We start from the raw sequence: 21,098 nt of genomic DNA, 5'->3' as shown, positions 1-21,098 counted from the left end.
GTGTGACCGAGGATGTCGTTAGAGAAATTGAATTCCAGATACGCCCCTTTCATAACTATACAAGAGAAGGGTAATAAGGCTGGTCCACTCAGCGGACTGACCTTTGGGATCAAGGATATTATAGAGACCGCAGGGATCAGGACTACCGCTGGCTCGAGGATCCTCTCAAATTACGTACCAAAGAATGACGCGTGGGTGGTAAAGAGAGTCTTGGAATTGGGTGGAACCATTTTAGGCAAGACCAACACCCACGAGTTCGCTGTAGGTGCGACAAACACCTCTTCCATAGCCGGTCCCGCCAGAAATCCTAGGGATCCAGAGAGGATAAGCGGGGGTTCCAGCGGTGGATCTGCGGTGGCCGTGGGGCTAGGAATCGTGGACGTAGGTGTGGGAACGGACACTGGAGGATCTGTGAGGATACCTGCCTCCCTTTGTGGGGTGATAGGTTACAAACCTACCACAGGTATACTACCCAAATCTGGGGTAATTCCGTTCAGTTGGACCCTAGACACCATAGGGTTCCTGACAAGGGACTTCGAGGTCTTATGGAGGGTGGTGGTGAACGTAACTCCAGTGGAGACTAGGAAAGTGTTCATGAGCAAGGGAGGGACTAAGATAAGGGCAGGTCTCTTTATGTTTGGTGAAGATGAAGTGTCAGTGAAGCTGAGGGATAGGGTGGAAGAATTTGGTCTCGACATAGTAAAGGTAAGTCTCCCCAACCTAGAGAAAGAAGGAGGAAAAGTGAGGAGAACAATTGCCGTGAGCGAGGGGGCGTCATACCATATGGACTGGCTGAACTCCAGAGCTCAGGAGTACTTCCCTGATGTACGTGAGGTGTTATCTTCAGGTCTTTCGGTCACTGCGGTAGACTATATTAACTCCCTTAGGAAAAGGAGGCTTCTCCTTGAGGAGTATGTGGGGGTCTTCAAGGATGTAGACGTGGTACTATCTCCCACTACAAAGATGGTGGCCCCAAAGATCCACGATGTCTTGGGGAAGGAGAAAGAGTTCAGGGATAAGTTGGTGGGAATAACCGAGCTTTTCAACTTAGTGGGGGCCCCATCAATAAGTATTCCTTTCCTGGAGCTTGAAGGGCTACCCGTAGGTCTGATGGTTAGTGGACCCCCGTACAGAGACGGAACTGTATTGGACGTGGCCAAATACCTCATCTCATCCAATTGACCTCCTGATCATGGCCATTTCCCTTATGTACTCTCTGGCTTCGTTTATTCTCCCCTCCCTGAGGGCTAGGATGAGGAGCTCAGAGAGGAGAGTGTGTTTCTTTGACTCGTAGTCCTTAGGCCCTACCCTTACTCCCAGATTGTCCTCCAGGAACTTCACGTCCTCTCTCAGGGACTTAATCACCTCTTCCCCGATCCAGCTAGATATCAGGTCTAGGGAGTTCCAGCTGAAGAACTTAGAGGCTTCGCTTAAATCATGTCTCATATACTTATAGTTCTCCCCCAGGACCTCCCACTCCTCCTGGTTGAGTCCAGACAAGGAGGCCACGCCAATTATCTCAGGAGGAATCCCAATACTGTAAAGTGCACCTACAAAAGTGATGGCCCTGGGCAACGTAACCCTTCCGGTGCTCCTGGCGTAGCCGAACAGGCTTATGTGGAGCTTCCTGGCCCTCCTGGGTGGTATAGTGAGTGACACCCTGTTGATGAGGTCTGCCATGGACTCTATTGTGGGCTGATACCTTGACGTATATTTTCCAACTATCCCTTTGAGAATCTTTTCTTCCCTTTCGTCCAGGATCCTTGGCTCCCTTTGCGGTAGAGAGTTAAGGAAGGATATGGCCTCTCTCACCTTCTCCTGTGGATAGTCGTACTTGAATGCAGATTGGACAGTAAAAGTATGGACCCCCAAGTATTCCTCAGAGACCTTGATATAATTCTCCGGGCTAAGATGTCCCCTGAAGGGGAGCGAGCCCACTCCTATGATGGGGAAGACGGGTATACCGACCTTCTTGGAGAACTTCTCTGTTGAGCTAAGGGCGTACTTGGCCAGGAGGACTGCACTTAACATTCCGTAGTTCATGGCTGGATCTGACCTTGCTATGAAAACCCTCATGTAGCTGGGCTTCACAGCCTTGAAGTAACCCTCTAAGATCTCCCCGGTCTTAAATAGGGAGTCCCTGTCCTCTATGAGGGGGATCACCTCAATCTTCTTGGGATAGATCTCACCCACTAGATCTCGCACGCGAACTCCATCGTAGAGCTCTATGTCCTCTTCAGCAGCCACCGCCCTTTCATAGTACCTCGCCACGGATATGAGATCCATGGCCTCCGTGGTGAAGGGAAGGATGACCTCGAATACGGGCACGACCCTCTTCCCGTAAAATTTCTCAGCGACGTCGAAGGTTATGGGTACGCTCTCCATGGTCTCGGCGAACACTTTCCTCTCTGCCCCCTCTATCTTTGGGTTTGGTAGCCTGTAGGTCAAGAATATGTCTTCCCCAAGTACGTTCTCTCTGAAATAATCTTGAAAAGAAGAGAAGAGTTTTCTCACTACGTGAGTATCTACATCCTTTCCCTCAGCGTCCCACATAACCTCGTGAACCCCCAGGGAGGAGTAGGCGAAGTAGGCCTCTAGCACTTCATCGTCTCCCTCTATTACCTCCCTCCTAGCCCACTCTGGAACTCTGGCGTTATCTGGGTGTTGAGTGGACATGGTCCGCGGTAACTTTCTCATGGGTCGTTGTTACGAAGAACGCTTTTAAGGTTATCACAGCAAGGTTTAGAACATGATAGAACCAAACCAGCTTGCACCCGACTTCGAGGCTGACTCTAGCAAGGGAAGGGTGAGGCTATCCCAACTTAAGGGGAAGAAGGTGATACTCTACTTTTATCCCAAGTCATTTACGCCTGGCTGCACGAGGGAGATACAGAGGTTCGTAGAGCTCTACGAGCAATTCGTCAATCTGGGGGCAGAGATCCTTGGTGTGAGCGTGGACTCTGTGGAAACACAAAAGAGGTTCGCAGAGAAGTACGGAGCTAAGTTCCCCGTAGTCTCGGACAAGGATAAGGCGATTTCGTCTACGTACGGAGTCCTCAACGAGAAGGGAAGCAGTGCCCAGAGGGTAACCTTCATAATAGACAGGGAGGGCAAAGTGGTATCAGTCCTCAGAAACCTAAAGAAGGCCGAGGAGCACGCAGATAAGGCCTTGGAAGAAGTCAAGAAACTACCATGAAATGACTCTTTTGTACACTTTTTTCTTGAATGCCCCAACAGGATCGTTCATGACGTAAGGTATGTTGGCTATCACATCTGTAGCAGTTATGTGGGCTCCATAATTGGAAAATGCAACTGTTCCAGCTAAACTATTAATTAGTGCACCGATTGAGGCAGCATCGAACGTGGTAAGCCCCTGTGCCAAAAGGGTGCCTATAATCCCTGTAAGTGTGTCCCCCGTTCCTCCAGTGGTCATACCTGGATTTCCGGTCTTATTGAGCCTGAACTCTCTGCCGTCACTGATAATATCCAAATAACCCTTGAGAAGTATTACGCAATTGCACTCCTCTGCCTTCCTCATGACCTGTTGGATCCTCTTCCTCTCATTCAGCTCCTGGTCTTCCCCGAAGAATATCTTGAACTCGCCTGGATGGGGAGTTATAACCACATTCTTATTGAGTCTATGACCCTTTGCTGCCTTAAGACCATCGGCGTCAAGAACCACCGGTTTTCCCAAGGACATCAACATCTCCAGAAAGGGCAAGGCAGCCTCAATGGTTTCTGGATCCAGACCGAGACCTGGTCCGAAGATCACGGCATTGGCCTTCTCTGCCCAAGGTTTCAACTCCTCCAAGTTCCTTTGATTGAAGTTCTCTCCTCTTAACTTTACTACAATTAAGTCTGGAGAATATGACGCTATGGTCTTGGCCGTCTCCTCCGGAGATGCTATATAGACTAGATCAGCTCCAGTCCTCAAGGCAGCCATTCCTGCAAGGGCAGGTGCTCCACTGAAGGTCTTACTCCCCCCCACAACTAGTACTCTACCCCCGACACCCTTCCTACTCTTCATGTCCCTGGGCTTCAGGTTTACCATTAAATCCCCAGGCCCCACATAGAGCTCTGCCTCTGGAGGAATACCTATCTTTTTTACAACAGTTCTGAATCCCACCTTAAGTAGGCCAACCTTCATATCGTGAAATGTGACCACCAAGTCTGGGGTTACGTGTGCTCCGAGGGATTCTCCAGTGTCTGGATCTAGGCCAGAGGGAACGTCTATGGAGACCTTAAATCCTTGACTCTTGTTAAAGACCTCTATTGCGGTCACGAAAGGTTCCCTTATCTTACCTTTTACTCCAGTGCCGAGCATTGCGTCTATCAGGACATCAGACTTGGTAGACGTCAACTCAGATAGGTCGTACACCTCCTTTAACTCGACACTGTAGTCCATCTCCATGACGGCGTTAAGGTTCACTAGGGCGTCCTTATGTTTTATCTCTCCTAGGAGTATGACCCTGACTTTAGCTCCACGTCCAGCGAGTTGCCTTGCAACAACTAGACCATCTCCACCTTTTCCCCCATGTCCCACGAAGACCGTCGCCGACACGTTATCTAAGCTCACCTCCTTTTCGATCTCCTCCACTACTGCCCTTCCGGCATTCTCCATCAACTGTAGTGTCGAGACGCCCAGACTGTCACTGTTGATCTCCAGTGCCCTCATCCTCTTGGAAGTTATCATCTACATACAAATGGCGTCAGGGGTAAAAACTTTTCAGCGTCGAGTTACCCTATCACCTCTCAATATCGGAGTCACTCATCATCTATGCTTAAATATTCCAACTTTAAAAATAGGTACAACGCTATTAACCTTTCGCTCTCTTTTTAAATATTTTGTGATTATATGATAGGTGTATTATTATGATAATGTTAATCAAGACTTATTAACCTTCAGGGCTGTAGTTATGCAGTGATCGAAATGGTTCTGGGTAAGGAAACCGAAATGGGATTGAAAGAGTTATTCAAAGCCAACGCAGAGGACTACATGCTGCTCAGCTTCCTTGCAGACAAACTAGAGGCTGCAGGAAGAAAGGAGGAAGCGAAGATACTGAGGGAGAAGGCCAGAGTGGAGATGGGCCACGCCAGGGGTATATTCGAGAAGCTGTTCGCCCACACTGGAACCGAAAGCATGCTGGGACAGTTCACGAAGGAGGAGGCAGAGGAACACGTCAGTGAGTACAATAACGTTGCCATGAAGGCCAAGGAGGAGGGACACGCCGACATAGAGGCAATGCTGTGTGCTTACGCTGAGCAAGAGAAGGACATAGCTGAGGCCACGAGGAAAGTCTCGGCCATGCTGGGACAGTTCACGAAGGAGGAGGCAGAGGAACACGTCAGTGAGTACAATAACGTTGCCATGAAGGCCAAGGAGGAGGGACACGCCGACATAGAGGCAATGCTGTGTGCTTACGCTGAGCAAGAGAAGGACATAGCTGAGGCCACGAGGAAAGTCGCAAAAGCTCTTTAATCTCTTGATTTCTATCTGTCCTTTTTTGTTCTATAGTTCGGATAATACCTTTTCCTATACATTAACATTTATTGCAGTGATCCCCCCTCTTTATCTTAATGATTATAGGATACGTGATAGGGGAGGCCTCACCCCAGGAGGCACTGATGCTAGCCGAGAGCCCGGTTAGAGTTGGGAGATACGTGATCCTAGAGTATGACGGAGCTAAGGTTCTAGGACTCATCACTCAGGTAACCAGAGGAAGCCCGTTCCTCGACCTGAGTACCAACGACGTTAAGATAGTCCAGCGACTGAGAGACTTTGAAACAGCCATACCTCAATTCGTGAAGGCCGTAATCAAACTCCTCTACGACATGAACTCAGGCTCCCAGCCAGACCTGCCTCCTAGTCCTGGAACTCCGGTCAGGTTTGCTAATGACGATGAGCTCAGGGAGATCTTCTCTGGGGGAGACATAGTCATAGGTCACGTTATCGGAATGACCATTCCGGTCACCATCAAGGTGAATTCCCTTTCCCGTCATCTTGCCATCTTGGCAGCTACAGGCAGTGGAAAGTCCAACACAGTCGCAGTACTATCACAGAGCATAGCAGAAATTGGGGGGGCTGTAATAATATTTGATTATCATGGAGAGTATTACACCTCCGATATAAAACCTCTAAACATTATAGAGCCAAAATTAAATCCTTTACATCTAAAGCCCAGAGAGTTTGCGACATTATTAGAAATTAGAGGCAATGCACACATACAGTATCGATTTTTAAGGAGGGCCTTCACGGAATATGTGAAAAAGGTGAGGGACATGATAAAGGAGGGCACGGTGGATTACCAGTCCCTTAACTCGTCCTTCGTTCAGGATATGGAGAGAGAGATCGATGCGATACTCAAGGGTGAAGGGGAGGGGAAGGGGCAGAGGTCTCAGAAGGAAGCAGCGGATGAGGTGAAGAATAAGCTTGACGAATTCGTGGACAGGTATGGGAATCTCATAGACTTGACCGCACCTGACATAACGTCAAGGATAAAACACGCCACGGTCAACGTCGTAGATATCAGTCACCTGGACGAGGACGGAATGGACGCAGTGGCCTCCCACTACCTTAGGAAACTCTTGGACTCAAGGAAGGAATATAAGACAAAGGGATCAGGCCTGAGGTTCCCCGTCATCACGATAATAGAAGAAGCTCACGTGTTCCTTTCCAAGAACCAGGACACCTTGACCAAGTATTGGGCCTCCAAGATAGCCAGAGAGGGGAGAAAGTTCGGGGTGAGCATGATAATAGTTAGCCAGAGACCCAAGGGATTAGATGAGAACATCCTCAGTCAGATGACCAACAAGATCATCTTGAGGATAGTGGAACCTACAGACAAGAAGTACGTCCTAGAGGCCAGCGATAACCTGACTGAGGACCTTGTGGAGCAACTCTCGTCATTGGGCACTGGTGAGGCCATAGTGATAGGCGGACTGGTGAGACTGCCCGCGTTCGTCAAGATAGCGAAGTTCAAGGGGAAGCTCGGTGGTGCGGACCCTGACATGAAAGGGGAGTGGAGTTCCTTAATGCAATCGGGCATCCAGGACACGGAGTTCGGTTGAGCATGCAGATACTCCACATATCTGACACTCACCTGGGGAGCAGAAGATATAATAGGGAGTCCAGAGAGGAGGACGTCTACAACGCCTTCCATCAATTAATGGAGATCGCAGTGAGGGAGCACGTGAAGGCAGTAATACATACTGGAGACCTCTTTGACGTGTATAAGCCGAGCAACAGGGCACTCAAGGTGTTCGTCGACGAGACTAGGGTGCTCAGGGAAAATGGAGTCCCCTTCATAACTATACCTGGAGACCACGACACTCCAAAGGTGAGGGAGGAGGTATATCCGCAGAGGCTCCTTGGGGATTCATTGGGCCTCATTAAGGTGTTACTAGGGGATTCCGAGAAGTCCTTCTACGAACTGAGGGAGGACAACCTGTCCGTTAAGATTTACGGCATTAGGAACATGAGTAATGTCTTCAAGGAGAGGTTACTCCAAATCCTCGGCTCCCTCAAGCCTGACGGGGACAGGAACGTGCTAATGCTACACCAGGGGTTCAGGGAAATGTTGCCATACGACAACGCGTGGCAACTTGAGATTGGAAACCTACCTAAAGGTTTCCAGTACTACGCCTGCGGTCATGTCCACTCCAGGATAGAGAATGTGCTCCCAGACGGAAGCAGACTGGTGGTAGCTGGCTCTCCAGAAATAATAAGAGAAGAGGAGATAGAACCTTGGGCTAAGAAGGGGAAGGGTGGTTACTTGGTCGACCTAAGCGGAAAGGAACCCCTGACTCAGCCGATCAACGTTGATGTGAGACCACAATTGGTGGAGAAAGTGAGGGTAGACGACGTAGACTCGGAGATCGACAGGTTACTGAGTAAGTTGCAGGGTCTTAGCTCTAAGCGTAAACCTATCCTCCACTTGATACTGGAGGGGGACTCGGCCAGGAGGGCCGTCGCCCTCAAGAGACTCTCGAGACTGGAGGGGTATGTGGACTTCTACAGGGTTTATAAGGATGAGACGATTGACGTAAGGGAGAAGGTCTCCCCTCCACAAACCCAAGGGAGTGTGGAAGAACTTATGGCCTCCTATCTCAAGGCTCAAGGTTACAACGAAGGAGAGGTCAAGTTGATCTTGGAGGCCGTGGAGAAGTACGATTCAGATGAGGCCCTAGAGATCCTAAGGAAGTTTGCGGAGATGTGACCATGAGGATAGTCAGGCTTAGGTTGAAGGACTTCCTGAGCCATCAGGACACCGTAGTTACCTTTCCCGGGGACATCAACGTTATAATAGGTCATAACGGGGCTGGAAAGAGTTCTTTAATAGACGGCATAACCTTTGCCCTCTTCAAGAAGGGTAGGGGTAACAGGGAGGACATGATAAGACAGGGAGCCAGTAGCGCGGAGGTTGACTTGACGTTGCGAACAGATAGGGGGGAGATAAGGATAGTGAGGGGCATCCCCACAAGGTCTGATCTGCTCTACATAAACGGGAAGCTAGAAGCGAGGAGTTCCAACGCCGTCACGGAAAAGTTGAGGGAGATGAACCTCGACGAGGGTGTACTCCTCAACACAGTATTGGTAAGGCAAGGGGAGATAGAGTCCGTCTTTGAGGATCTCGGGGAAGTAATAAAGAGGATACTCATGATAACTAATCTAGAGAAACTCACCGACTCCAACGGTAAACTCAGGCAACTCTCCAAGGAGTATGAGCTAAAGGCACAAAGGGCCGAGGAGATGGACCAGGAGTTGAGGAAGTTGAGGGAGGAGATGGAGAGGGACAGGCAGGAACTCAGGGGGTTAGAGGAGTTGGAGAGTTCCTTGGAGAGTAAGACGAGCAAACTCAGGGTTGACGAGGCTAAGCTGAAGAACCAGTTGTCCAGCCTCGAGGAAAAGCGCAGTAAATTCATTGAGTTACGCTCCAGGTTGGAGGGAGCAGCCTCGGAGTTGAGGATCACCCAGGACAGATTGAAGCTAACTCAGGACCTGGAGAGGAGGCTGAAGGAGTTGGAAAAGGAGATAGGGGACTTACAAAAGTACGAGGAGAAGAAGGCACTCCTAGACGTCCTTCAGGAGAAGAGAAGACGTCTCAACGACCTTGAGGGCGTGAAGGGACAGTTGGAGAGGAACTTGACAAAGCTTACGTCGAGCTTGGAGATCAAGAGAAAGCTGGAGCCTAAATATGCCAACCTACAGAGGGTTAGGGTAAGGATTAGGGAGCTGGAGCAAGATCATCAAAGGTATCAGAGCCTGAAGTCCCTTGTGGACGATATAGAGAGGAAGTTGGCAGAACAGAGGAGGGAATTGGAGGAACTCCCTCAAGTGAACCTGGACTCACTGCAGAGGGAACTGGAGGAACTGGAGGAGAGGCTGACTATAGCGAGGTCATCCCAAGAGGCTACTGAGAACTTGCAACAGGAACTAATGAGGAGCCTCGAGTCGCTCAGGGAGGCCAAAGGAGGGAAGTGTCCCGTATGCGGCGGTCCCCTAGACGAGGAGCATAGGATTCTCCTGATAACCGACACTGAGAAGAAGCTCAGTGAGTCCAGGAAGAGGATCGAGGAACTGAGGAGGGAAGTGAGAGAGCTGGAGGGTAGGAGGGGAGACATCAGGAGGAGATTAGACAGGGCCAGAGAATTGAAGGCACGGAGAGAGCAGATCGAGAAGACTTTAAGCAACTTCGAGACCGAGTTGAGGAGGAGAACAAGGGAGTTAGAGGACGTCAAGGACAAGGAGGACGAGTATAGCTCGTTGAGGGGTCAAGAGCTTGAACTACTGGAAGTTGAGAGACAGTTCACCAAGGTGGCTGGAGTGGACGAACAGGAGGTCGAGGAACTTGAGGGAAGGCTGGGCAGAGTGATCCAAGACCTCACTCTCTTGAAGAGGGAGGTAAAAGAGGTCGAGGAGAGACTAGGAGGGACTACCAGAGAGCAGGTTGAAGTGAACCTCAGGAGACTCGTCAATCTCAGGAAGGAGAGGGACAACATCCAAAGACAGGTAGGTGAAAGGGAAGTACTTCTGAGGAAGGAGGAAGAGTTGAGGGAACTTCTCACTAGATTGGAGGAGGAGCTCAAGTCACTGAACTTCACCGAGGAAGATTACACCAGGTTTAAGGGAGATCTGGAGGCGTTGACTGAGAGCATACGGAGAGCGGAGCTGGAACTAGCGAAGGTGAGAGGTGAGAAGGCAAAAGTAGAGGAGAGGTTGAGAATCAACGGGGAGAGGGAGAGGCAACTCAGTGAGGAGATGAGTCAAATAACCAAGTACAGGAGGGCACAGGAGAGGTTGGAGAGGTTGAGGAAGATACTGGGAGAAAACATGATGCAGAGGTATCTCATTTCCACTGTGAGGGGGAGGATAGAGAACAACCTAAATGACCTCCTCTCGCTGTTCAACCTATCGTTCGTAAGGGTTACCCTGAACTTTGAGGAAGGGAAGGGAATGAACTCCAAGTCACTCCTGAGGGCCTACGGCATGTCTGGACAACAGCTTAACGTGGAAATGCTCAGCGGAGGTGAGCGCATAGCTATAGCCTTAGGTTTGAGGTTGGCTATAGCGAGAGCCCTCATGGGGGAGTTGGGCTTCATGATATTGGACGAACCCACCATACACCTCGATTCCCAGAGGAGATCGGAGCTCCTCAACGTAATAAAGGAGTCAACCAACGCAGTGCCTCAGATAATAGTGGTCACCCACGACGAGGAGGTGCTTAGGATAGCGGACTACGTCATAAGGGTCGAGAAATTGGGAGACGTGAGCAAGGTCAGGGAGGGGGTAAACCAGTGATAAATGAGGCTTACGAGAGGTTGGCCTCAGACAGACAACTCATCCTGAGAAAGCTTACCCTGTCTGGTAATGAATTTGATAAAAAAACAATAGAAGAAGTCAAAAACAACTGGAAAGAGTTCACCCCTTCCTCTAGGAACAGGAAAAAGTTTGCGGCCATAGACGGAGGGGAATTCCACAAGGAACTAAGGGTGGGAATGGTATATGTAGTTGACGCCGAGATCCTGATCACCCTGGGGGAGAAAGTCCTTGAGAAGGAAGGAGACGTTAGAGCTGGAGTATTCAGGCCAGGTAACAAGGCCAAGGAGAGGGTTGGAGAGCTGATGGCACTGTTGGAGGCGAAGTTGGCCCTTAACCACGGAAATAAGGCAGACTGGATACTCATGGACGGAAGCATCAAGAAGAAGGTAGGGGAGATAAGGGAAATTGATCCACCTTTCGAAGTTAGGGATGACACGTTACAATCTTTGGACCAGAGCGATGAGGATCTCATGCTGAACTTTATGGTCTACGAGAAACAAGTTCTGCTATCGAGATTACTGGAAAGGTACGGTGAGAGAACTGTATGGATATCTAAGGTGAGCAGGGGTAGGGAGCTGTTTAAGGAAGAGGTCTCCGATGCGGTTCTCCTGGAAACCATGACAAGAAGTCCAGGATTCTCGACTGTATGGTGCAGAAAACTCACGCCCACGTATCTTGGGATAGGGGACCAGAGGGAAAAACTGGGAGAGAGTAAGGTCTGTAGTTTCTACACTAGACTGGAGAAAGGTGAGAGGGTATTAAGAGTAGACGTTACCAGGGAAGTTGACGAACAGTGGGTTAAGGATCTCATGAATGACTTGAGTTCAGTGTCCATAAGGGGCTATCCCTATCCGTTGGTTCAGGTACATTACGATGTCAAGGTGTCAACAGTGGATAGAAAAAGGATAATGGACATATTGGGATTACGGAACAGGAGGGGAGTAAATTGGTGGCCGAGCCAATTCTCATGAACCATGAGGCTTGCTGGAACTATCTCCAATGAACAGTAGTTATGGGATTTTACCTCGGAGGTCGTGATCAGGGAGCTCAAGCCTGGACTCTAGAGGAGCTAATTCCTGACCTGGTTGAGGAACAGGGGGTTCGTCGTCCTGAAGGCACTCTCTCCTGGTCCTCCTGGCCTTTAAGTCTTCACGGGTCTTAACCAGGTCACAAAGAGGCTGTCCAGGCTGGTGAACGATATTTACCGAAAGGCCGGTGGTGTCAAACAATTGTTCAAGAGAAGGAGAAAACAATAAAATGCTACTCGTGAACCCATGACTGGAACTTCACCAACAGGTGGTAGGACGGTTACTTAGTTAAAGCTACATTTAAAAATCCCCAAAGCAGCCTTTAACTTAGGCAGGATCACTCCTGGGAGGATGCCCATCAGGGCTCCCCGTGACCAGGAGTCCACCTTAACTTGGTTCCCTTGAGGCAGAGAAAGGCCCCCTGCCAATCTTCCCTAGGTGCCTCCCTCACCTCCCTCTGATCGGGGCCGTAACTCAAGGTTGAGACTATCTTGTCAATCCTGAAGTAACGTTTTACTAGTCCGAAGAACTCTTCTCTACTAAGAAATCTAGCCTTGGAGTAGTACTTGTGGCCCCTACCTGCTAGTTCTGAGTAATGCCTTCCCCACTCTGAGTCAAGGACTACAATACAGCCTGCAAAGGTTTGTCTAGTTACCCTATGGATCTCCTTCATCAATGTATCCAAATCCTTGATGAAGCAGAACGTGACAGAGCTGAACACGCAAGGAAAAGCCTCGTCCCTAAAGGGCATATGAAGGGCATCGGCCTGAACCCTCTCCTCTCCCTCCCTAGCGTAAAGTAAGGTTATCTCAGAAAGATCTAATGACACCACTTCCCCCTCGATGACTTCGTGGAACACTGAAGGTCCGGAACCCACATCTAAGCAATCGTGAAGACCTAGCGCTCTAACTACTGCCAATTCGTTCTCATAGGTTACACTGTGGATCTTATACCATTGGGCATAACCCTGAGGGTCATCGAAACTCATGACTCTCCCTCCAGTCTCATGAGGGTCTTAATCAGGGAGATTCTCCTGTCAGTCTGGTCCATGATATTGATAAGTTCCTCTCTTCTCCTCTTGAGAGCTATTGAGGAGTACAAAGTCTCTCCGATTTTGCTCTCAATGTGGATGAGTTCCCTCTCCAAATTTCTCTTTATTGTTGTGTAGTAACCCAAGAGCTCCAGGAGACCAACTTTAGTCTTTCCCTCCCTATTTGTGGAGTAAAAGGGGCAAAGATAACAGAGAACCGGATGAGGGGACACACTCTCTCCCTCTCTCCAGGAACACAGCAAAGAATCCTCAGTGAGCACTAGGTTGCAACTTTTACCGTTGAAGTGATTACATTTTCTCATCCTAACTGACCCTTCCTCCTGGATCTTACTATAATCTGATACCCTGGATGAGAGAAATACGTCAATTATTATAGCCCTGAATCCGTCCATCTGATAAGATAATAGTGTTTGGAAGGTTAATTGTTTTTCCCTTCCATATTGCGAAAGGATAACCTCTCGAGGCCAAGATACAATTGTTATAGAAGAGGGGGTCCAAAGGGTGGAAAGCCTAGCGTCTGAGGCGGGAACGGATTGACACGAAATATGATGAAATCCCATGAAGCGCAAATCCTGGAACTCGGGAAGGCTCAGAGTTTTTAAGCAGATCACCATATTAAGTCACATGGGAATAATCAGGGAGTTCATGATCCTGAGGCCTTTCGATACTCTGTTGTATGCGTCCAAGATAATGGTGATGGAACAGGTGCCCAAGTCCATTGTGATAGACGAGAAGGGAGAACCGGTAGGGACTCTCACTCAAAAAGATATTATAAACTTTATCTATAGCATGGGAGAGGATAGACCGATAGAGAACGTGATGGTATCTGAGGTCATGAGGAAGGATTTAGTTTGTGTGAGCCCAAGCATAGATCCGTTTGAGGCGGCCCAGATCCTAGTAGACAAGAGACAGCCACTCCTGGCGGTCTGTGATGAGTCGGGGAAAGCTATTGGTATAATTATAAAGAGTGACCTGAGTAACTTCTACGCTTCTCAAGTGAAAGGCCTTCAGAAAGTCAAAGACTACATGAGTTCACCTGTGGTCACTATAGAGCCCAGCACCAGGCTCAGTGAGGCAGTATCTGTATTAATAGAGCGAAACTTAAGCAGACTCGTGGTCTACTCGTCTGGAAGAGTACAGGGGGTCATAACGACAACAGATCTCCTGTATTTAGCTCCAGTGATCAAGTTTAAGGAACTTAAAGTTGAGGTCAGAGACGTTATGAGTCCTAACGTCATCGTAGTTGACGGAGAAGAGGACATGGCCCATGCGGCAAGATTGATGGCCTCCAGGAAAATAAAGGGAATACCTGTTATGGGAAAGGACGGTAAACTGAGTGGTATTGTCACAACGACTGACGTTATTAGAGCTATGATGGATCAGAGTGTCAAAAAGTACTTGTACGAAATAAAGATGTATACATCCTCCTTTTAAACATCGTTAGGCTGTGTGTTTTGTGTTCTACTTGAGCTTTTCCAACTAAAATAACTATATAGGACGTGGATCGTCAGGAGTTCATCGGGTTCCTCAGAATTCTGGGTCTTCCCTTAACGATCCCAGGTGGTCAAGATGTCCTCGCCCCTGTCGTCGAGGTAGGTGGAGAAGAAGTACCTCTTACCGAGGCCCTCACACTCCTTGACATGACAGGGGGTACACAAGGCAGTAGCTTGCACACGAGAGTCGATCATGGCCCATAATAACGCCATTACCAGGCTCACATAATTCCTCTTGCCCGAAGCAACATGGAACATGGGGTAAATCTTAATTACTTCAACTTAAGAATGACTATAGAATGGAAATGGACACTGCTGAGTTGCTTAGGAGTCGCGGACTGAAGGTCACCCCACAGAGGTTGGCAGTCCTCAAGATCATGAGCAAAGGAGGACATTACAGCGGCGAGCAAATATTTAGTGAGCTCAGGAAAACAGAACCTAGCATAAGTCTTTCCACTGTCTATAATGCTCTCGAGATCCTTCAGAGGGCCGGAGTAGTTAGATCCTTCGAAGCTGGAGGAAAGACCTGGTATGAGGTCAGATTGGAACCGCATGTGAACGTTTATTGTGAAGACATGGATGAAATAGTAGACGTCGACGTGGATCTTTCAGGTGTAATGAAGTCCCTCCAAGAAGAGGGTATAGAAACGAAGAATCTTAGTGTAATTGTCTATGCAGAATGTTCTAAAATGAAGAAAGAATTGAAAGAAGCGTATCCCTAAATTTCTTCCCATCGGCCTTCAAGACTACCTCGGCGTTGGCGTTCTCTTTACTATACCAATCAACGATCATTCCGCCTCTAGTTTTGGAACAGGTTTCTATATCCACACGAAGCCTTCTACTCTCTATCACAGAGGAGTTGTCGTAGGCTAGGTAGACGGTGAGGGAGTCTGGATGTACACTCCCAGGATTCCCTTGGCTTATGGAGAAGTCCCTGAGAGTCCTGTTTGCCCTCACGAAAAACTCCGATAGTTTGGTTCCCATGGTCTCTATTTTTTTCCATGTTTCTGTATCTATGACACCGTATTCCTCAGTCACCTCCCAAGGTACTATGGTCACGTCAAATCCTGCGTCTAAAACTATCTTCGCTGCCTCTGGATCCACCCAGAAATTAAATTCAGCGAAAGGGGTAGTGTTCCCCCTGCTGAATGCCCCTCCCATAATCCATACCTTCTTCACTCTGGTGGCGATTGACGGGTCCTTAAGGTAAGCCAGAGCTAAGTTAGTAAGAGGGGAAATTGCTAACACCTCGAGTTCCCCATCATATTCCCTGGAAAGTCTCAGTATCGCGTCCACCGCGTCCTCCTTTTCGGGTATCTTCTTAGGTTCAGGATAGTCCCAATCACCCAGTCCGTTCTTGCCGTGGACTTCAGGAACAGTCCTCCATTGTCCCATTATGGGCCTTTTACTTCCTAAGAACACTGGGACGTCAGAGCATCTGAAGTATTCTAGGGAAAAGAGACAATTCTTAACTTGGCTGTCGTAATCAACGTTTCCTGCTACAATGGTCACCCCCAAGAGGTCGAATAATCTTGAGGAGAGTAGAATGGCGATAGTGTCGTCAGATGCAGTATCAGAATCTAAAATGACCTTTCTCCCCAAATTTGATCACTGGTTATCCTTCCACTTTGCAGGTGATAAAATGAGCGGTGTGTCCTGAGCTCCTAGTAAACGCTTTGAGGGTTGAAATGTTTACGTCTTCCTGGTTTTCCCCTTGGTAAACCCGTTAGGTAGGAGGAACGGGAACTGTTAACGTCGTTGCCAGCAGTTTCAGATAACTCGTAAAGTTTTGTTATTTTTCAGAAGAGATAAATATAGTTACATCAGATGAGTTGAAGACGACCTGACGAGATGTGACAGTAACTTAAGATATCTAGGTTTTCCCCAAAGGATAGGAGACACTCCGTTGGGTGGTCATCCCGCTAAGGGAGGAGAATGAACGTGTCAGTCCTGACTCCGGTGAAGCCCATGGGCTGATGATTGGATATAAATTCATGAAAATCCAGTGAAGCCCAAACCCCTTCTCATGAACAACAGAAGAAAATGTCAGCCGAATCTGGATGGATTCGTCACTTTGTTGAGGGGATTTTGCTCCTCATGGGTTTTGTTGCAGAAAAGGCTGAATCCTTTTCCACATTAACAAAAATATTTTTATATTCATTTATTACATTTTTTATAAAATATAGGCTCTCTGGCCGATGTGGGCTGTGCCCAGAAGGGAGTGATGGCAAAGGTGTGAGCCCCGTGCCGTCGGGCTCCAAGGATTCCAACAACTCACCTACCGTAAGTAGGTGGTTGAGGGCTAAGTCCCTACACTAGATCACGATTAAACACAATATGAGTGGAGTCAAAGTGTAGGGGACAAACGGTTTAAACTAGTGGGGTAATTTTTTTAAAGGATAAATAATACTCTTACCTGATGAAAGTTAGAATTAACAATATAGGTGGTATAAGCAACCCCCTCGATATAGAACTGTCTAAGGGAGTTAACTTATACAATGCGCCTAACGCTTACGGTAAAACCTCACTAGCGAGAGCACTAGTCTCAATGCTGACCTCTGAGATAAAACCTGAGGATCTCCTCAACGTCTTCGCAGACTCAGGCTACGTGGAAGTTAGGCTCAATGATAAGGAATACTATAGGAGGATAAGGAGGGTGAAAAATAAGCTTGTGGAGAGTGCTAAGCTCATCATGGACGACAGTAGGGCCTTACTTCTGTCCTATTTTTCACCAGAGAACAAGTTGCTCAACCAGATACTTGGAGGTCAGGAAAACATAGAGTGGTTCATCTCTGCTACCTCTGAGATCGAGAAGATCAAACAGTTGAAAGTTGGGGTTGAAGAGAAACTCAAGATCTTAAAAGAGGAACACGAGGAACTGAAGAATAAATACAAGGACGCGGTGAGTATTCAAGCTGAGATAAGGAACATAGAAAACGAGATCGAGTCTCTTAAAAAGGAGAAGGAGAGCGACAGACTTATTAACAGTACCACCCAGTCCATATCGGTAACGAGGCAGAACAAACTCCTTGAGCTCAATAGTAAGATAGAACAGAAGAAGAAGGAGTTAGTGGACCTTCAATCTAAACATACCAAACTGGAGCTGGAGATCCAACAGAAAGAGCTCATGATCAAACCCGAAATAAAGAAGATATTTGAAGACCAGATAAATCAGATAAACGAGGAGTTACAGAGGAAATCGTCGCTGAGAAATGAGGCGGAGATAGGCATAAGGTTGTTAGAGAGAGTCTTGGACGAGATAAAGGAGGCTGAGAAGAACCACTCGGACACTTGTTACGTGTGCGGAAGTCACGTAGATCCTTCAAATTGGAAGGTAAGGGTGGACGTAATTACCGGAGAGTTGAGAATGAGGCAGAACAGTTTCGAAAGCATAAAAAAGGAGATAGACGAGCTCAACAGGAAAAAGGAAGAGCTTCAGAGAAAGCTCGGTGAGTTCGAGAACGTAAAGAACGAAGTTGCTAGACTCAAGCAAAAGAAACAGGAACTATTGAGTAGAATGGAGATGGTGAAGGAGCAGATAAGCGACTTGGAGAGACAGAGGAGAGAGATGGAGGACAGGTTTAACAAGACATCAGACCTCATAAGGATATCTGGGCCCGAGGACGCCGTCTCAAAGAGGATACAGGAGCTGATGAACAAAAAGAACCAGCTGGAATATGAACTTTCTACCCTGGGGATACCTGCTTCAACCCTGAATAAGATAAAGGAGAAAGAGAAAGAGATAGAAGAGTTAGAGAAGCAGGCTGAGAACTTACAACAAGAATACATCAAGAGGTTGACGGTGGCCAAGGAGGAGTTCACGAGAGTGGCTAACTCGCTCCTGAAGGAATTGGACTTCAATCTTGAGGCAGAAATAACGCCGAATTATACTCTTACGGTGAAGAGGAGCGGTACGTTCTTAGATCTTAAGAAACTCTCCTCTTCAGAGAGGACCACGTTGGCTCTCATATTGGTAGTTACGGCGTTAAAGTCTTACTTCAAGACCCCGTTCTTCATTGTCGATGAGTCCTTCATGACCTTCGATCAGAGGAGGCTCCAGAAACTGGTCGAATATCTAAATGGAATAACAGACTACGTCATTATAACTAGGAGCGACGACAATATAAACATAGTTAGAGAAGAGGCAGAGACTCAAGTTACAACTTCCTAAAAAATTGTCCCCTAGGAAAGAACTTCGAGTGAGGGTAGTTTAACCTAACTACCCCTTACCACCGATGCTGGAGAGAGCGACGAACTTTGGGAGTCTCTAATCTGAGCTAAAATTACTGTATTTTATTTAAGGGGTTTAAATCAATCCTTAACAGTGTAACTGGTTCTTCTAAAGTTCTACTACCGCAAACGTGCAAGTTGTTTCAGGAAAAACGAATTGTGATTTATGGGCTCCAGGGTATCTCAAGCTTCCTCATGAGCATCTTATTGAGGTCTGTCCTCACAGCATCGTGAACAGGTTCAGGTACATTGCCTATTGGTGTGAACCAGCCCACTGAGGTAGACATCCCTAATTCCTCAGCTCTATCCTTTAACCATAGGGCGACTGCTAGTGCAGCCATTGTAGGCTTAAAGATGACTATTGATGGTCCTATGGAGGAGCTCGATATTTTCACTGCGTGCCTGGATATGGTCTTCCACCTTGTCTTAGTTATTATTCTTACCAGTTCCTTGGCCCTATCTTTCTCTCCTATGGCGTAAAATATTATCATATGCAGAAAACAGCCTATACCGTCTTAAAAGTTTAGCTCGAGCCTGTGCCGCAGTTACAGTAGCCATATTCGTCTATTTCAAGACCACACACGGGACAGATCATCCCGGAACCTTTCACGTCGACCCACTCCTTCCCATATTGAAGAAAATGCGAGTCTGTGAGTGCCTTGGCCAAGTCCCTTATGGAGATTATGCCGGTTACCTTCCCATCCTTACCGACCACTGGTAGATGTCTGAATCCATTCTCTAACATAACTGCAAGTGCCTCCTCCACTGTCGTGTCCTCTGTGACTCCCTTCACTTCCTCCGTCATATATTCAGAGACCCGAGAGTCGACCCTCTTCTCAGCTGCAGCTCTCACTACATCCCTTTCGGTTATTATTCCTACTACTTTTCCTTTGTTATCCACAACCAGCATAGAGCCCATGTTATGATTTCTCATCTCCGCCGCCGCCAGGAATACAGGATCCTCATCTCTTATCACCTTTACTAACCTGGAAGAAACCTGGGATACTTTGACCGTCATAGGACTAGTTTCTCTCTACCGTTAAAAAACATTGTCCTTCGTGGTGGTTTGTGAGATACTTCAATTTTTAGCAGAGACGACGTGAGGTCTACTTTTAATCTTACACTAGATTTTGAATTTAAGAAAACTCATTAGATTCACCGTCTAAGAAAATTGAACAGCCTACAAAGCATCTTCGTGGTTAACCTATTATGAACTGATGGGCCTTGACCTTATCACTCTCAAGGACCACGTAAGCGGCGTGAAGGATGCCCTCCGAGTGCTCACTCCCTGGGTTCAACACCAGGGTTCTTCCTAGTTTATCGAATGCCCTAGACTCATGGATATGACCGTGAAGGCCTATGAGAGGCTGAAACTCCTCTATGACTTTCCTGACGGACGAGGAACCAACGTGAACCATGACTAGTTCTCCTCCTCTTACTACAGGCTTCAAATTGTCGTCCAAAAGTGGAGCTAGATCTAGGTTGGTGTTTAAGGGTGGAGCGTGCACGTTAAATATAGCCTTGTAAGGATCCTTGAGCTTCAAGGCCTCATCCCTCAACCTCCTGTATATCTCATCCTCTGGTAACTCCCTAGGCGTGTTCCAAGGAGTAGGATTGACGTACCCAAAGGAGATCATCTCGTGACCTCCAAGTTCCACTACCAACCCTTCACATCTCCTCATTATTTTGCTCTCGTCGAGTATCTCGAATAGGTACGTTGGATCGTCATTCCCCAAGTTTACGTATAGAGGTATGTTGTAATCCTTCAGCTTCTCCTCTGCTACTCTAACCCATCCTCTGACGACCTCACTCATGGCCGTCCTAAACGCTTCATCTACTTTCCTCTTGTCGTTCTTGAGGTCCTCTAATCCTTTCTTGTCTACAATCACGTAGTAGTTTCCCTCCTTCCTTATGTTATCGACCATCTGTTTCATTCCCTCGGGGCCGTACACTTTGCCGTCTATTTCGTACTTTCCCTCTCCGATCTCCACGACCGGTATTAGGGCCTTACCTGCTATGTCTCCTCCTATGATCAACGCATCTACCTTATACATCTTCCCGGCATTGAGGAACTTCTTAAAAATTACGTCGGATCCGTGAATGTCGGTGGTGAACATGATCTTAAACAAGTTCGAGATTGAGTCCTTGTTTTTCTTAAATAGACCCACAATAACTCTGTTGTGGGTCTTCAATTAAAAGTTGATTCCCGTAAAATCTTATGAAAAGAAGTCTTAGAAATCTTATGAAGGCCCAAACTCCGGGCGATTCAGGGCTCCTTTGCGAATTGTAATATCTCTGTTGATTTGGACTTATTCAATGGAGGAATTACTGAATATATTTGATCATATCACGAAGAAATAAGGGCTCTTGTAATATTATTACAATGATGAGATAACAGGTCGAGAGGTTGTAGTTGAGGGCTATGGCCCGGGCGATCCGGTCCTCCAGGGGGAGTGGCACTTCCCGAACCTCCTCCT

General features: G+C 47.7%; 20 protein-coding genes and 2 pseudogenes. 11 read left to right on the top strand and 11 right to left on the bottom strand.

What is annotated here, in order from left to right:
• The first annotated feature begins 12 nt into the window (after positions 1-12).
• Positions 13-1,182 carry an amidase gene (locus METMK1DRAFT_RS05760; RefSeq protein WP_009071665.1) on the top strand — a complete coding sequence of 390 codons (1,170 nt, stop codon included), beginning with the start codon at positions 13-15 and terminating at the stop codon, positions 1,180-1,182.
• Here METMK1DRAFT_RS05760 and ppcA read toward each other — a convergent pair.
• The gene (ppcA, locus tag METMK1DRAFT_RS05755; RefSeq protein WP_009071662.1) at positions 1,171-2,697 is read right to left on the bottom strand and encodes a phosphoenolpyruvate carboxylase; all 1,527 of its coding nucleotides are present in this window, start codon (positions 2,695-2,697) and stop codon (positions 1,171-1,173) included. The two genes, METMK1DRAFT_RS05760 and ppcA, sit on opposite strands and share 12 nt — an antisense overlap.
• Before the next feature lie 55 nt (positions 2,698-2,752).
• Here ppcA and METMK1DRAFT_RS05750 point away from each other — a divergent pair, with 55 nt between their 5' ends.
• Positions 2,753-3,196, top strand: a complete 444-nt coding sequence (locus METMK1DRAFT_RS05750; protein ID WP_425357378.1) for a peroxiredoxin — start codon at positions 2,753-2,755, stop codon at positions 3,194-3,196.
• Here METMK1DRAFT_RS05750 and METMK1DRAFT_RS05745 read toward each other — a convergent pair.
• Positions 3,188-4,693: a bifunctional ADP-dependent NAD(P)H-hydrate dehydratase/NAD(P)H-hydrate epimerase gene (locus METMK1DRAFT_RS05745; protein ID WP_009071656.1), complete on the bottom strand. Its 1,506-nt coding sequence runs from the start codon at positions 4,691-4,693 to the stop codon at positions 3,188-3,190. The genes METMK1DRAFT_RS05750 and METMK1DRAFT_RS05745 overlap by 9 nt on opposite strands.
• Before the next feature lie 237 nt (positions 4,694-4,930).
• Between METMK1DRAFT_RS05745 and METMK1DRAFT_RS05740 the strand changes: the two genes are divergently transcribed.
• The 6 genes and pseudogenes from METMK1DRAFT_RS05740 to METMK1DRAFT_RS18935 form a co-directional block, all read left to right on the top strand.
• Entirely contained in the window at positions 4,931-5,479 is a 549-nt protein-coding gene (locus METMK1DRAFT_RS05740; RefSeq protein WP_009071655.1) for a hypothetical protein, read from the top strand.
• Between the two features lie 98 nt (positions 5,480-5,577).
• Positions 5,578-7,068 carry a DNA double-strand break repair helicase HerA gene (herA, locus tag METMK1DRAFT_RS05735; RefSeq protein WP_009071651.1) on the top strand — a complete coding sequence of 497 codons (1,491 nt, stop codon included), beginning with the start codon at positions 5,578-5,580 and terminating at the stop codon, positions 7,066-7,068.
• Between the two features lie 2 nt (positions 7,069-7,070).
• Positions 7,071-8,216: a DNA double-strand break repair protein Mre11 gene (mre11, locus tag METMK1DRAFT_RS05730; RefSeq protein ID WP_009071647.1), complete on the top strand. Its 1,146-nt coding sequence runs from the start codon at positions 7,071-7,073 to the stop codon at positions 8,214-8,216.
• A 2-nt stretch (positions 8,217-8,218) separates the two neighbouring features.
• Positions 8,219-10,798: an AAA family ATPase gene (locus METMK1DRAFT_RS05725; RefSeq protein ID WP_009071646.1), complete on the top strand. Its 2,580-nt coding sequence runs from the start codon at positions 8,219-8,221 to the stop codon at positions 10,796-10,798.
• Positions 10,795-11,790 (top strand): DNA double-strand break repair nuclease NurA, encoded by a 996-nt coding sequence (nurA, locus tag METMK1DRAFT_RS05720; protein ID WP_009071644.1) that lies wholly within the window; start codon positions 10,795-10,797, stop codon positions 11,788-11,790. The genes METMK1DRAFT_RS05725 and nurA overlap by 4 nt, the downstream gene beginning before the upstream one ends.
• A 102-nt stretch (positions 11,791-11,892) precedes the next feature.
• Positions 11,893-12,075 (top strand): annotated as a pseudogene (locus tag METMK1DRAFT_RS18935) (ISNCY family transposase); the annotation flags it as partial.
• Between the two features lie 130 nt (positions 12,076-12,205).
• Here METMK1DRAFT_RS18935 and METMK1DRAFT_RS05710 read toward each other — a convergent pair.
• Both METMK1DRAFT_RS05710 and METMK1DRAFT_RS05705 read right to left on the bottom strand, forming a co-directional pair.
• A complete protein-coding gene (locus tag METMK1DRAFT_RS05710) occupies positions 12,206-12,835 on the bottom strand; it encodes a class I SAM-dependent methyltransferase (protein WP_009071641.1) in 630 nt (209 codons plus the stop codon).
• Positions 12,832-13,290: a hypothetical protein gene (locus METMK1DRAFT_RS05705; protein WP_009071638.1), complete on the bottom strand. Its 459-nt coding sequence runs from the start codon at positions 13,288-13,290 to the stop codon at positions 12,832-12,834. The genes METMK1DRAFT_RS05710 and METMK1DRAFT_RS05705 overlap by 4 nt, the downstream gene beginning before the upstream one ends.
• A 232-nt stretch (positions 13,291-13,522) precedes the next feature.
• On the opposite strand from METMK1DRAFT_RS05705, the gene METMK1DRAFT_RS05700 reads away from it, so the two are divergent.
• A complete protein-coding gene (locus tag METMK1DRAFT_RS05700) occupies positions 13,523-14,332 on the top strand; it encodes a CBS domain-containing protein (protein WP_048087452.1) in 810 nt (269 codons plus the stop codon).
• 113 nt (positions 14,333-14,445) lie between these two features.
• Here METMK1DRAFT_RS05700 and METMK1DRAFT_RS05695 read toward each other — a convergent pair whose 3' ends face one another.
• Positions 14,446-14,649, bottom strand: a complete 204-nt coding sequence (locus METMK1DRAFT_RS05695) for a hypothetical protein (protein ID WP_009071634.1) — start codon at positions 14,647-14,649, stop codon at positions 14,446-14,448.
• A 41-nt stretch (positions 14,650-14,690) separates the two neighbouring features.
• Between METMK1DRAFT_RS05695 and METMK1DRAFT_RS05690 the strand changes: the two genes are divergently transcribed.
• The gene (locus METMK1DRAFT_RS05690) at positions 14,691-15,113 is read left to right on the top strand and encodes a Fur family transcriptional regulator (protein ID WP_009071632.1); all 423 of its coding nucleotides are present in this window, start codon (positions 14,691-14,693) and stop codon (positions 15,111-15,113) included.
• Here the strand turns inward: METMK1DRAFT_RS05690 and METMK1DRAFT_RS05685 are convergent.
• Together METMK1DRAFT_RS05685 and METMK1DRAFT_RS17470 are read right to left on the bottom strand one after the other, a co-directional pair.
• Complete coding sequence (locus tag METMK1DRAFT_RS05685) at positions 15,076-15,993, bottom strand: nucleoside hydrolase (protein WP_009071630.1); 918 nt, start codon at positions 15,991-15,993, stop codon at positions 15,076-15,078. The two genes, METMK1DRAFT_RS05690 and METMK1DRAFT_RS05685, sit on opposite strands and share 38 nt — an antisense overlap.
• Before the next feature lie 467 nt (positions 15,994-16,460).
• A complete protein-coding gene (locus tag METMK1DRAFT_RS17470) occupies positions 16,461-16,661 on the bottom strand; it encodes a hypothetical protein (RefSeq protein WP_155812303.1) in 201 nt (66 codons plus the stop codon).
• Between the two features lie 149 nt (positions 16,662-16,810).
• Between METMK1DRAFT_RS17470 and METMK1DRAFT_RS05680 the strand changes: the two genes are divergently transcribed.
• Positions 16,811-18,562, top strand: a complete 1,752-nt coding sequence (locus tag METMK1DRAFT_RS05680; RefSeq protein ID WP_009071628.1) for an archaea-specific SMC-related protein — start codon at positions 16,811-16,813, stop codon at positions 18,560-18,562.
• 223 nt (positions 18,563-18,785) lie between these two features.
• On the opposite strand, the gene METMK1DRAFT_RS05675 is transcribed toward METMK1DRAFT_RS05680, so the two are convergent.
• The 4 genes and pseudogenes from METMK1DRAFT_RS05675 to METMK1DRAFT_RS18930 all read right to left on the bottom strand — a co-directional run.
• Entirely contained in the window at positions 18,786-19,112 is a 327-nt protein-coding gene (locus METMK1DRAFT_RS05675; RefSeq protein ID WP_009071626.1) for a hypothetical protein, read from the bottom strand.
• A 32-nt stretch (positions 19,113-19,144) separates the two neighbouring features.
• A complete protein-coding gene (locus tag METMK1DRAFT_RS05670; protein WP_009071625.1) occupies positions 19,145-19,639 on the bottom strand; it encodes a CBS domain-containing protein in 495 nt (164 codons plus the stop codon).
• A 181-nt stretch (positions 19,640-19,820) separates the two neighbouring features.
• The gene (locus tag METMK1DRAFT_RS05665; protein ID WP_048087450.1) at positions 19,821-20,789 is read right to left on the bottom strand and encodes a metallophosphoesterase family protein; all 969 of its coding nucleotides are present in this window, start codon (positions 20,787-20,789) and stop codon (positions 19,821-19,823) included.
• A gap of 157 nt (positions 20,790-20,946) precedes the next feature.
• A pseudogene (locus METMK1DRAFT_RS18930) lies at positions 20,947-21,098 on the bottom strand (IS256 family transposase); the annotation flags it as partial.

The sequence above is a fragment of the Metallosphaera yellowstonensis MK1 genome (genome assembly GCF_000243315.1).
GTDB classification, from domain to species: domain Archaea; phylum Thermoproteota; class Thermoprotei_A; order Sulfolobales; family Sulfolobaceae; genus Metallosphaera; species Metallosphaera yellowstonensis.
Note: the sequence above shows the minus strand (reverse complement) of the source record. Positions and strands in the feature narration are given on the sequence as shown.